An 11,782-nucleotide genomic window follows, 5' to 3' on the forward strand; every position below is an offset into this window, starting at 1 on the left:
CTCAAGTGATGTCGGATCAAGGAGTTCGAGATGAGCACTGTCACCGCAGGTCACCGCAGCAAGACGGGAAAAGTGAAGATCACCAGGGAGGACCTGCTCGGCACGGAGAGGCGCTGGCGGCGCTTCGGCGAGCCGACCGCGGCAGGTGAGTCGCTCAACGAGGACGGCACGCCGGACTACGGCATCTTCGGCCCGGGCAGCGTGGTCTGGGAGGTCCTCCTCCACCCGGCCACCGTCGTCTTCCTCAACGCCGTTCAGGGTGCGGTGCAGACGAAGGGCTACAACCCGATCGTCGCCGGCCTGCGGGACCGCGATCCGGTCTCCCGCAAGGCGCGGGAGGGGACGTTGAACATGCTGGACGTGTTCGACCGGCTCTCGCGCAACTCCGGCATGCACGCCCCGATGTGGCTCGGTGACTCCAAGACCGCCAAGCTGATGTACAAGCACCTCCACAACATCCACAAGAGGGTGGCCGGCGACGTCATCGACACGGCCCGGCCCGAGCTCGGCGGCTACGCCGCGAGCGAGCCGCGGGACGCCATGTGGGCGGCGCTGACGGAGATGCACCCCATGCTGCGTGTGTACGAGGCGTTCGCGTTCCGCGACGGAAAGTTCCCGCACCGCCTCTCCCCCGAGCAGCGCGACCAGTTCGTCGCCGAGACCGGGGCGTACCTGAGGCTCGTCGGGGCGGCCGAGGAGGACATCCCCGCGAACATGGCCGAGCTGGGGACCCTGTACGAGAAGTACGCCGACCTCTTCGAGCCCAGCACGACGGTGAACAACCTGCCGGACACCGGCGAGGACTGGACCGAGCTGGCCCAGGAGGCGGTGAAGAAGAACTTCCACATCTCACAGGTGCGCGCGCTCGTCCCGTACCTGCTGCAGACCACGCTGATCGAGCTGCCCGTCATGGGCACGCTCCCGGCCAAGATGCGCCGGTCGATGGGGCTCAGCCGGCGCAAGGACAAGGCCGCCGTCCGTGCCGCGAAGCTCTTCCTCCCGATCGCCTGGCTGATGCAGCAGGGCCCCTACGAGCGCTACATCCTGCGCCGCATGTGGGGCCCGGACAGCATCCGGCTGCTGGAGTCCGCCCGCCGCCTGCACGAGCAGACGCTCGCGCGACGCGCCATGGACCAGCTCGTCGCAGGCGCGAACAGTGCGGGAGCGCCTGCCTCCGCCTGACCTGCCTGCCGAGCCGGGGGCGGTCCTTTTCGCTGCACCGCCCTGCGCAGGCCGCCCTCTCGGGCACCGCACGCCCCTCGGGGGGCGCATCGAGACCACGTGTCAGTCAACGATCCGAGGAGTACCCGCATGTCCTCTCTCACCCACGCCTCCCCACCCGGCCCCGCACCGACCCACGTGGACCGCAAGGAACTCGACCGGCTCGTCGCCTTGCAGCGCGCCGCCTTCCGGGCCGAGGGCGACCCCAGCGCGGACGTCCGCCGCCATCGCGTCGACCGGTTGCTGCTCGCCGTACTCGACGCCGCCGACGAGATCGCCGACGCGCTGGCCGAGGACTACGGGCGGCGACCGGCCACCCTGACCAAGGCCACCGAGCTTCTCGTCCTGATCGAGGAGGCGGCACACCTGCGCGACAACCTCGGCGAGTGGATGAAGCCGACCCCGGTCGACGGCCCCGTCCCCGCTTTCGTCCAGCACAAGCCGCTCGGCGTCGTCGGGGTCGTTACCGCCTGGAACTTCCCCATCGGCCTGGCCGTCCAACCGGCGCTGGACGCACTGGCCGCCGGCAACCGCGTCATCCTGAAGTTCACCGACGTGCACCTCCGCACCGGCGAGGTCCTAGCCCGGGCCGTCGCCAAGTACCTGCGCGAGGACGAGGTCGCCGTCGTGTGCGGGGACGTCGAGACCGCGCGGGAGTTCTCCGACCTGCGCCTCGACAAGATCATCTTCACTGGGTCGCCGGCCGTCGGCAAGCTGGTCGCCGCGGCCGCCGGCGCGAACCTCGTGCCCGTCACGCTGGAGCTGGGCGGGAAGAACCCCGTCGTCGTCGCCCCCGACGCCGACCTGCAGCTGGCCGCACACCGCATCGCCACCACCCGCATGCTCAACGGCGGCCAGGTCTGCCTCTGCCCCGACTACGTCTTCGTGCCCCGCAGCCGCGCCGAGGAGTTCACCGCCGCGCTCCAGGCCGAACTCGCCGGGCTCTTCCCCACGTACGCCGACAATCCCGCCGCCGTGCCCCTCGTCAACGAACGCAATTTCGACCGCGTGCTGGGCCTGATCGAGGACGCCGTCGAGAAGGGCGCCAGGAGAATCACGCCCATCGCGGAGGAACCGTCCCGTGCGGACCGCTTCATTCCGCCGACGCTCCTGCTCGACGTCCCCGCCGAGGCGCGGATCGAACGCGAGGAGGTCTTCGGACCCGTCCTGACGATCCATGTCTACGACGATGTCGCCGAGCCGATCTCCTACATAGCCGACCGGCCGTCGCCGCTGGCCGCCTACTGGTACGGCGAGGACGGGGAGGACTTCCACCACTTCCTGCAGCGCACCACCTCCGGCGGTGTCACCCGCAACGACGGCCTGCTCCACCACTCCGTCGACGCGCCCTTCGGCGGAGTCGGCAACTCCGGCACCGGCGCCTACAGCGGCAAGGCGGGATTCGACGAGTTCAGCCACCGCCGGCCGGTGGCTGCCCAGCCAGGCCCCAGCGGCACCACCGACAGCATCGTCGGCGCCCCGCTCCTCGACCCCGCAGTGAAGTTCGGGATCGATCAGGCGATCAGTGGAGCCGCGGCCGACATCCGAGCCCGGCTCGGGCTGTGAGTCGGTGGGCGGCTGTGCCCCCGGCCGCCCACCAGCCCGTTTCCCCTACCACGGACAGCACCCGGAGCATCGCGGCCCCGGCGTAGGGCATGGCATGGCACTCAACGGTGGGGCGATGCCACGAGGGGCCGCTCGGCCGGATGGTCTTGCCTCGTTCTCCGTAGCAGCCCCGTCCGCTGGTCAGCTGAGCGACGAGGAAGAGGCCACGCCCCCTTCGGTCGGTGCTGCGAGCATGCCGTAGGCGTGGCTGCGTGTTGCTGGGGTGTGCCGAGCCGGCGTCTTTTCGCGGGCATCGACAACGAGTGCCGCGACGCCCGCGAGGCCGCCCCTCGCGTTCTCCACCCACTCCGTGCTTCCGGCAATCGTCTGCCGAGGCGGGCGCCGCGATGACCGGCAGCTCTGGGCGTCCTGCCGGCCGCAGCGCCAGCAACGCGACATGGCCGGGCGCCCCGTGCCCGCCTCCATGGCGGAACGGGCACCCGGCACCGCCGAGAGGAGGTCCTGACCGGCTCCTTGAGGAGTCCGCGGAGTCTCCCCTCGGCTCTTCTATCAGGTGGTGGTCTTCGTGTCGGTCCGGCGGCCCGGCTCCGCGATCACCGGCCGGTTCGCCGATCGGTGACAGGGCGTGTGCACGCGGCAGCGAGGGAGTCAGCGGTACTGCTGGGCCAGTCGGCCCCGGTGGTGAAGTCGGCCAGATCGGGCCAGCGTTCGAGCACGGCGGCGGGAGTCAGCTCGGCGGCTGTGAATCGCACGCCGGCCGACCGCTGCCAACGCACTTCCGCGGCCCAGCCGCCGCCGGTCTCCACGACGGCGCCGGACCTGGTGCCGGCCGGATGGGCCAGCGCGAGGACGAAGGGTGACACCTGTGCGGCGGAAAGGCGGGCGCGCAGCTCGTCGTCGAAGACACCGTCCGTCATACCGGTGTGCGCCATCGGGGCGACCGCGTTGACCCGTACACCGTGCCGCTGCCCCTCGGCCGCCAGGGTCTTGGCGAAGCCGATGAGGCCGGCTTTGGCGGCGGCGTAGTTCGCCTGGCCGAAGTTGCCGTGCAGGCCCGCGCCCGACGTCGTCAGGACGATGCTCCCGCGCTGCCGCCGCACCATGTGCGGCCAGGCAGCCGCCGTGACCTCGTAGGCGCCGCCCAGGTGTACGTCGACGACGTCGGTCCATTCCTCCTTGGTCATCCGCTGGAACGTGTGATCGCGCACATGGCCGGCGTTCACCACCAGGGCGTCGATCCGGCCGTATGCGTCGACGGCCGCGGTGACGATCGCCGCGCCGTCCCGGGCGTCGGCCACCACGGCAGTGGCCGTGCCGCCGTCCGCCCGAATGCGGTCCGTCAGCTCCTCGGCTGCCGCCGCCCGGCGTGCGTGTACCACGACCCGGGCTCCTGCTGCTGCGAAATCCAGTGCGTACTGTCGGCCGAGACCGGATCCGGCTCCGGTGACGACCACCGCCAGATCACGGAAATCCAGCGGTCCCGGCTCGTCTGTCATGTTCGCTCCCTGCGGAGAGGTGGTGACCCGTCGGCGTCATCATGGGGTCCGAGGACTGTCTCCTGCGGATCGCGGAAGGTCCGCCTGCCGGACACATGCGGCTTGGCCGCGGGCGGCCAGCTGCAGGCTTCGGTCGGGATCCGGCTCGGACAGCGCCGCCTTGGTGTGGGCGATACCGGATCGCGGTACGCGTGCGATCTCTGCGGCGTACGCGCTCGCGGCGGTTGCCACGTCCGCGTCCGGGTGCGAGCTCAGGGCGAGCCCCATCTCCACCGCCTGCGCTCCTGTGAACTCCCGGCCCGTGAGGATCAGGTCCAGCGCGCGTTCCCGGCCCACCGTCCTCGGCAGCGAGACCGTGGCCCCCATGTCGGGTATCAGTCCGTACCGCACCTCGCGCAGAGCGAACCGTGCCGTGTGCGCGACGATGCGTACATCGCACGCGAGGGCGAGCTGGCAACCGGCGCCGAAGGCGACCCCGGTCACCGCGGCGATCACGAGGAACGGAGCCCGCTCCATCCAGCGGAACGCCTCCTGGGCCTTGGCGATGGACGGCAGCATCGGGTCGGGGTCGCCTTCGGGATGGGCGGCGAGCCGCTGGAGGAATCCGTCCGGTCGGCGCATCTCGTCGAGATCGATGCCCGAGCTGAACGACTCGCCGGTACCGCTGACGACGACGCACCGCACCTGCGGGTCCGCCGCCAATTCCGCTCCGGCTTCCGCCAGTTCGGCCCACATCAAGGGGGTCTGCGCATTGTGCCGGGCGGGCCGGTTCAGTGCGATACGGCGGATCGCGCCGCCGCCGTCGACGCTGATGTGTCTGGTGGTCATCCTCTGCTCCTTCAGGTGCGGGGCCGGATCACCGGGCGTGGTGCCGTCCTGTCACGGTCGCGCTGACGCACTGCCGCCCGGAGTTGTCGGTTCCCGTCACCTCGACCACGCCGAACGACTGGCCGAGGTGTACTGGCCGCGCCACCGCGGCTACCGATGTCCTGTCGGTCCGCCGCAGGTAGGAGACGCTGACCGTCGCCGTTCGCAGGTCGCTCCCGTGGTGGGCGAGCGCGGCCGATCCCGCCAGCTCCGTCAGTCCCGCCCAGACGCCGCCGTGGAGCGTTCCGTATCCGTTGTTCCACGGCTCGGTCCGGGGAAGCTCGGCCCGGGTGTCCTCGCCGTCCAGGGTCAGCCTGGCGCCGAGGTGGTCGGTGAAGTTCCCGGCGCCGCTGCCGACGGCATCCTCCGTCGCGGCATCCGCAGCCGCCGGGTGCAGAGGGCCGGACGCCGCGACGTTCTGGACCCAGGTGGAGCCCACCGCCACGAGCTCTCCTCGCTCGTCCGTCACCTCGCACTGGGCGAAGCCACCGCTCCGATCACTTCGCGGCACCCAGGACGTGGCATACAGCGCGGCGGTCCGCCACGGTGACGGGGCAACGATGTCGTACGCCAGCCGGGTGGTGAGCGACCAGCGTCCCGGTCCTGCCGCGTTGTAGATGGTCTCGGCCATCGAGTGGTCGAGGAGCACCGCCAGAGCTCCTGCCTGATGCCCGTCGGGGCCGTCCATCCACGGACCGGTGCGCATCACCGTTCGCAGAAAGCCGTCCTGGACGCGACACCCCAGGACGCCGAAGCGTCTTTCCACCGCACCCGGGGTGCAGGCGTGGGGTGCGTCGTCCAGCCGCGCGTGCTCCCGGGGAGTGAGGGCGCGGGGGGCATTTGGTCTGGGCAGGAACAAGGACATCGGGCTCCTCGGGTGGATGTGCCGTCGGCCGTCCGCTACTTGTTCCTGATCTTGCGGTAGGCGTCGTTGATACGGTCCACGATGTCGGGGTGCCAGATCACCTCGCGGTAGGCGAGGGTCTCGTAGGTCAGGGCGCTGACCGGGTCGAGTGCCGGCGAGGTCCGGGCCATCTCCTTGTTGTTGACGGCCGACTTCACGGTCGTCCCCGCGATGGAGGCGGCGAGGTCGCTCGCCTGCGCGACGACCTGGCCCTCGGGCGCCAGCCGGTCGATGAGGCCGATCCTCAGCGCCTCGTTCGCGTCGATCCGGTCGCCGGAGAAGGTCAGCAGCTTCGCCTGGCTCAGTCCGACGATCCTCCAGAGGGGGGAGAAATAGGGGGTGAGGCCGAACTTGATCTGCGGGTATCCGAAGAGGGCGTTCTCACTGCCGATCCGGATGTCGGTGAAGACGGCGATGTCGCAGCCGCCGCCCAGCGCCGGGCCGCCGACCGCAGCGATGCTGGGCTTGCGGTAGTTCAGCAGGGTGCCGTACGCACGCAGGCAGGCCTCGGAGTAGACCGCGCGGGTCTCCTCGGTGAACCCGGACTGCAGGTCCAGGTCCAGGCCGGCGCAGAAGATGTCCTCGCCGCCGGTCAGGACCACGGCGGCGACCTCGTCGTCGTACGCCCACGCGTCCAACTGGTCGCTCATGTCCGTCATCAGCTCGACGCTCAGTGCGTTGCGGCGGTCGAGGCGGTCGAAGGTGATGGTCCCGACTCCGTCCTTGACGACGGAGGTGATGTTTTCGAACGTGGTCATGTGCGGTTCCCTTTCTCCGGGGAGTTTCCTGAGGTCAGTTCTCTTCGTGCGGAAGAGGTGCGCCGAGGTTGAGGTGGTGTTTCTGGACCTTGCCGGTGGCGGTCCGGGGGATTTCGGGGATCACTTGCCAGTGCGTGGGGATCTTCTGTCTGGCCAGCTTCTGCGTCTCGAGGTGTGCGATCAGCGCCTGGGGACCGTGCCAGACGGCTCCCGGTCTCAGGACGATCCAGGCGCCCACGCCCTCGCCCATGCGCGCGTCGGGCACGGCGGTGACCGCCGCCGCCTCGACGTCGGGGTGTGATGCGAGGGCGAGCTCGATGTCCATCGTGGAGAACTTCTCGCCGCCGCGGTTGATGATGTCCTTGACGCGGCCTGTCATCCGCACCCAGCCGGAGGGGTCGACCTCGCCCACGTCGCCGGGGTAGAACCAGCCTTCGCCGTCGATCTGTGCCTTTGTCAGGTCGGGGTCGGTGTAGCCGGACAGCAGCTGCGGTCCCCGGATCCGCAGCTCACCGACGGTTCCCGGCGGCACCGGCCGCCGATCGGCGTCGACGGCCTGGATCTCCATGCCCCGCTGCATCCGTCCGTCCCACTCCCGGCGCCGGGCGAGCGGGTCGTCCGCGGAGGCGGCGGCGCACACACCAGCCGTCTCCGTCATGCCGTAGGCCCGGACCACCGCGACGCCGACGTTTCCGGCACGGTCGACGAGGGACGGCGGGATCGTGGCACCGGAACAGGCGTACGTCGGCAGGCGGTAGTCCGGTGACAGGTCTCGCTCGTAGCGCTCCACGAGGTCGGAGACGAACACGGTGGCCCCCATCATGAGCGAGACCCGGTGCTGCTCGATCAGCCCGAGGGCCTCGTCGGGCTGCCAGCCTCGTGTGATCACGGACCGCCCGCCGAGGAAGGCCGGGAAGATCACAGCCGCCAGGAAGCCGCCGAGATGGGAGAGCGGCGTCGGGGTGAGCGTCACGGTGTGTTCGTCGGTGCCGAGCACCTCCTGGAAGTTCCGCATGTGTGCGAACAGCGCGCGGCTGGAGAGCAGTGCGCCCTTGGGCAGCGACGTCGTCCCCGACGTGTACAGCAGCAGAGCGGGTTCCTCCGCCGCAAGCGGCTCGGGCAGCGGCCCGGCCTCGCCCGAGGCGTCGGGCACCTGCGCCCAGCCGTCCGGATGGCCGCCCACCACGTAGCGCACGGCCGGGGAGAGGCCGAGTTCGGCGAGCAGGCCGTCGAGTTCCTCGGTCGGCCGCCGCTTGCCGAGTTCGGCCGCGGTGGCCACCGCGCTGGGGCGGCAGTCGGCCAGGATGCGGCGCATCTCGTGCTCGCGGTAGATCGGCACCACGGGGACGTCGATCGCGCCGATCCGGAATGCCGCGACCTGGAGGACCAAGGCTTCGAGGCAGTTGGGCAGTTGCACGAGGACCCGGTCGCCGCGGCGGACACCGCGCCGGACGAGGTCGGTGGCCACCGCCGTGGTCCAGCGGTCGAACTCCTGGTAGGTCAGGCTCCGTCCCTCGAAGGAGAACAGTTCCCTGTCCGGGAACCGCTTCGCCTGCGAGGAGAGCAGATCACCGATCCGGTCTTCGGTCCACAAGCCGATCGCCCGGTAACCGGCATACCGGTAGGCCGTGGCCAGGTCGGACACCGTCGTCATCGAGGTGCTCCCTTCGGATGTGCGGGGCCCCGTGCGGCTAACGGGCGGGGCCAGAGACCCGTGTGGAGGGACGTTCAGCGGAAGATCGCTGAACGGCTGGCTGTCAGTTGTCAGGTCCTGACGAGAAGAGAGGAGCAGAGGCGCCCTGCGCGGAGGGCTGGCGACTCGCCATGGGTACGTGGCTGACTCGTTGCGTTGAACTTATCTAGTTAATATTCACTAAGCAAGGTCTCCGGGCCGACCATCGAGTGGCTGTTTGCCCCCGAGGAAGGCCTCGGTGCTGCAGGCTGCTTTGCCCGGTGCCCTCGCCCGGACGGCCCCGCGGCAGCCGGACCGAGGGCGATGGTCGGGGTTCGGAGGCAGTCCTGCCGCCGAAGCCACTCGCCTGTCAGGCGGACTCGCCCGCCCGTCAATCCAGTTGAACCGCGCCGTGTGGGCGGCGCACAGGAAGCCGATGTCCTCACCGACGCCGATGAGGTCGTCGACCCGGCGGACAACGGGTCTGCGTTGGTCGAAGCATCGGTACGGATCAGAACGATCACCCGTCGGCGTCCGGTCCTGCGGGTCTGTGCCGAGGCGGCGGCCCGACCCACTCTTCGCGATGCTCCACGGCGCGGGCACGCCATCGGTCATGAGGGACTTCACCGGGAGGCTGGGCCGGCACCCACTCCAATCCCCGCCCCGGCTTGGCCTTACGCCGCGTCCGCGTCCGCCAACCGGAATCCGCCGAAGGCCTGAGTCAGACCTCGTCAGGCGCGATCCGGGCCGGATCCGCTTCAAGCACCGCGCGCAGGAGTGCCCCGAGCTCGCCCTCTATCTGCCGTCGCCCGTGCAGGTCTCCGACGCGGACCACGTCATTGACGACTCCTCGTGCCGCGTAGACCAGTGCGCGATCCTCGCCGGCGGACAGGTCGGCACGCACCAGCCGCAGTGCGACCGTCCACGCCTCGACGTTCGCGTCCAGCTCGGCGCCGATCCTGTCCGCAGCCTCCCGCGGGAGGTTGATCGCCTCGGTCACGTAGACGCCGAAAAGGTGGCGCTGCTGGACGCCGGCGCGGATGTAGTCACTCACCAGATCACCGAGCGGGACCCCCGTCCGGCCTTCCCCCTCACGCGCGGCAAGTCCGTGCGCGGCCTGGGCGAAGGCCGTCACGAGGATCTCGGACTTCGTCTCGAAGTGGTAGTAGATGCTGGGCCCCGACAGGCCTACCGCCGCACCGATGTCGTCGAGACTCACCCCCGTGTAGCCGTGCTCGTGAAAGAGCTCGATCGCCGTTTCCAGCAGCTCTTCGGCACGTGACCGCGAGTCCTGCCCGCGGCGTGGTTCGAGGGACGGCTGCGCTTGGCCGTCCTCCGCCGTCGGCAGCCGTGTGTGGGCGGCGGCGATCGCGGCGGCGGCGAGAACGCGCTGATGTTCGGTGCGGGGCAGATGTACGCCGCTGACCGATGCGCTCGCCAGCGTCGCCAGCGCGGCCGTGACGAGCAACTTGCTCTGGCCGAGGTCGACGTCGGGGCGAGCGCGCCTCAGCTGCTCGGAGAACCGCAGGATGAAGCGGGCGAACCTGGCGTCGATCGCCGCCCGCTCCTCACCACCGAGATGCCGCTTCTCCCTCTGCAGCAGAACCCACAGGTCACGCCGGTCGAGGGCGGCGCCCGCCAGGCGGAAGAGGATGTCGTCGAGCGACTGCCCGACGCCGTCGAGAGCCGCGTCCGCCACGTCGAGCCCGCTGTCGATGGCGCCCGCGAGCAGTGCGTTCTTGTTCCGGAAGTGCCGGTAGACGGCGGGGGCCGTGACCCCGACCTCGGTCGCCACGTCGGCGAGGGCGACCGCATGGAAGCCGTAGCGGTAGAACCGCCGCGCCGCGGTCTCCGCCAGCTGCCTTCTGCGCTCCTCCGCTCCCAGTCGGGGTGCGCGCTGACCACTTCGTGTCGTCGCTCTAGCCACAGCTCATCTTCCCATCGCCTTGCCCGCGTGATTCGCCGGACCCGAAACGAAAACACATCAGGGTCTTGTTTAGTGAATATTAACTAAGCTACGGTCCCGGGGACAACCTGCTCCCACTCCTGGAAGGAAGCCCAGGTATGTCCTCCCGCACACCGTCGTCGCCGGAAGCGTTCATCTACGACGCCATCCGCACCCCGCGAGGCCGGGGCAAACGGTCCGGGTCCCTGCACACGATCAAGCCCGTGTCGCTGGTCGTGGGACTCGTCCAGGAACTGCAGGCACGCCATCCACGCCTTGATCCCGCCGCCGTGGACGACCTGGTCCTGGGCATCGTCTCGCCCGTCGGCGACCAGGGCTCGGTCCTGCCCCGTACGGCGGCGCTCGCGGCCGGTCTGCCCGACACCGTGTCCGGACTTCAGCTCAACCGCTTCTGCGGGTCCGGACTGGAAGCCGTGAACACCGCGGCGCAGAAGGTGCGTTCCGGATGGGACAACCTGGTGATCGCCGGCGGCGTCGAATCGATGTCGCGGGTGCCTCTGGGCGCCGACGGCGGCGCCTGGATGAACGATCCCGAGACGAACTTCGCGACGTCCTTCATCCCGCAGGGCGTGAGCGCGGACCTGATCGCCACCATCGAGGGCTTCACCCGCGAGACCGTCGACTCCTACGCGGAGCGCTCGCAGCGTCTCGCCGCGGCCGCCTGGTCCGGCGGTTACTTCACGAAGTCCGTCGTGCCGGTGCACGATCGCAACGGCATCCCGGTCCTTGACCACGACGAGCACATGCGACCGGACACGACCGCCGCATCGCTCGCCCCGCTCACACCGTCCTTCGCGAAGCTCGGCACCCAAGCCGGCTTCGACGCCGTGGCCCTCCAGCGCTACCACTGGGTCGAGCGGATCGAGCATGTGCACCACGCCGGCAACTCCTCGGGCATCGTCGACGGCGCGGCCCTGGTGCTGATCGGCGACGAGCACGTCGGCGAGCGGTACGGACTGACCGCCCGCGGACGCGTCGTCGCCACCGCCACCTCGGGCGCCGATTCGACGATCATGCTGACCGGCCCCATCCCGGCGACCCGCAAACTCCTCGACCGCACAGGCCTGACCGTCGAGGACATCGACCTCTTCGAGATCAACGAGGCGTTCGCGGCGGTACCGCTCAAGTACGCCAAGGATCTGGCGATCCCGATGGAGAAGGTGAACGTCAACGGCGGCGCCATCGCGATGGGACACCCGCTGGGCGCGACCGGAGCGATGTTGGTGGGCACCGCGCTCGACGAACTCGAGCGACGTCAGGCCCGTCGCGCCGTCGTCACTCTGTGCATCGGCGGCGGCATGGGCGTCGCCACCCTCATCGAGCGTCTGTGAC

Annotated in this window: 9 protein-coding genes; 3 read left to right on the forward strand and 6 right to left on the reverse strand. The window is 70.0% G+C overall.

Annotated elements, in window-relative coordinates; genetic code table 11:
• Positions 1 to 30: 30 nt before the first annotated feature.
• Together OHN19_RS24780 and OHN19_RS24785 are read left to right on the forward strand one after the other, a co-directional pair.
• Positions 31 to 1,182 (forward strand): oxygenase MpaB family protein, encoded by a 1,152-nt coding sequence (locus OHN19_RS24780; RefSeq protein ID WP_330266294.1) that lies wholly within the window; start codon positions 31 to 33, stop codon positions 1,180 to 1,182.
• 129 nt (positions 1,183 to 1,311) lie between these two features.
• Positions 1,312 to 2,787 (forward strand): aldehyde dehydrogenase family protein, encoded by a 1,476-nt coding sequence (locus OHN19_RS24785; RefSeq protein ID WP_330266295.1) that lies wholly within the window; start codon positions 1,312 to 1,314, stop codon positions 2,785 to 2,787.
• 593 nt (positions 2,788 to 3,380) lie between these two features.
• Here OHN19_RS24785 and OHN19_RS24790 read toward each other — a convergent pair.
• The 6 genes from OHN19_RS24790 to OHN19_RS24815 all read right to left on the reverse strand — a co-directional run bounded on the left by OHN19_RS24790 (position 3,381) and on the right by OHN19_RS24815 (position 10,411).
• Positions 3,381 to 4,283, reverse strand: a complete 903-nt coding sequence (locus OHN19_RS24790; RefSeq protein WP_330266296.1) for an SDR family NAD(P)-dependent oxidoreductase — start codon at positions 4,281 to 4,283, stop codon at positions 3,381 to 3,383.
• A gap of 39 nt (positions 4,284 to 4,322) precedes the next feature.
• Entirely contained in the window at positions 4,323 to 5,111 is a 789-nt protein-coding gene (locus OHN19_RS24795; RefSeq protein ID WP_330266297.1) for an enoyl-CoA hydratase/isomerase family protein, read from the reverse strand.
• Positions 5,112 to 5,139: 28 nt separating this feature from the next.
• On the reverse strand, positions 5,140 to 6,015 hold the full coding sequence (locus OHN19_RS24800; RefSeq protein WP_330294125.1) for a PaaI family thioesterase: 876 nt from the start codon (positions 6,013 to 6,015) through the stop codon (positions 5,140 to 5,142).
• A 35-nt stretch (positions 6,016 to 6,050) separates the two neighbouring features.
• Positions 6,051 to 6,812, reverse strand: coding sequence for an enoyl-CoA hydratase/isomerase family protein (locus OHN19_RS24805; RefSeq protein ID WP_330266299.1), 762 nt, complete (start codon positions 6,810 to 6,812; stop codon positions 6,051 to 6,053).
• 34 nt (positions 6,813 to 6,846) lie between these two features.
• On the reverse strand, positions 6,847 to 8,466 hold the full coding sequence (locus OHN19_RS24810) for a class I adenylate-forming enzyme family protein (RefSeq protein ID WP_330266300.1): 1,620 nt from the start codon (positions 8,464 to 8,466) through the stop codon (positions 6,847 to 6,849).
• Between the two features lie 739 nt (positions 8,467 to 9,205).
• Positions 9,206 to 10,411 carry a TetR/AcrR family transcriptional regulator gene (locus OHN19_RS24815; RefSeq protein WP_330266301.1) on the reverse strand — a complete coding sequence of 402 codons (1,206 nt, stop codon included), beginning with the start codon at positions 10,409 to 10,411 and terminating at the stop codon, positions 9,206 to 9,208.
• A gap of 137 nt (positions 10,412 to 10,548) precedes the next feature.
• On the opposite strand from OHN19_RS24815, the gene OHN19_RS24820 reads away from it, so the two are divergent.
• A complete protein-coding gene (locus OHN19_RS24820) occupies positions 10,549 to 11,781 on the forward strand; it encodes an acetyl-CoA C-acetyltransferase (protein ID WP_330266302.1) in 1,233 nt (410 codons plus the stop codon).
• The last annotated feature ends 1 nt before the right edge of the window (position 11,782 follow it).

Source organism: Streptomyces griseorubiginosus (assembly GCF_036345115.1).
GTDB lineage: Bacteria > Actinomycetota > Actinomycetes > Streptomycetales > Streptomycetaceae > Streptomyces > Streptomyces griseorubiginosus_C.

Excerpts from the sequence above, each read along its gene's own strand:
- OHN19_RS24790 (WP_330266296.1), bottom strand. The coding sequence starts at position 4,283 with ATGACAGACGAGCCGGGACCGCTGGATTTCCGTGATCTGGCGGTGGTC.
- OHN19_RS24800 (WP_330294125.1), bottom strand. The coding sequence starts at position 6,015 with ATGTCCTTGTTCCTGCCCAGACCAAATGCCCCCCGCGCCCTCACTCCC.
- OHN19_RS24785 (WP_330266295.1), top strand. The coding sequence starts at position 1,312 with ATGTCCTCTCTCACCCACGCCTCCCCACCCGGCCCCGCACCGACCCAC.
- OHN19_RS24795 (WP_330266297.1), bottom strand. The coding sequence starts at position 5,111 with ATGACCACCAGACACATCAGCGTCGACGGCGGCGGCGCGATCCGCCGT.
- OHN19_RS24780 (WP_330266294.1), top strand. The coding sequence starts at position 31 with ATGAGCACTGTCACCGCAGGTCACCGCAGCAAGACGGGAAAAGTGAAG.
- OHN19_RS24810 (WP_330266300.1), bottom strand. The coding sequence starts at position 8,466 with ATGACGACGGTGTCCGACCTGGCCACGGCCTACCGGTATGCCGGTTAC.
- OHN19_RS24820 (WP_330266302.1), top strand. The coding sequence starts at position 10,549 with ATGTCCTCCCGCACACCGTCGTCGCCGGAAGCGTTCATCTACGACGCC.
- OHN19_RS24805 (WP_330266299.1), bottom strand. The coding sequence starts at position 6,812 with ATGACCACGTTCGAAAACATCACCTCCGTCGTCAAGGACGGAGTCGGG.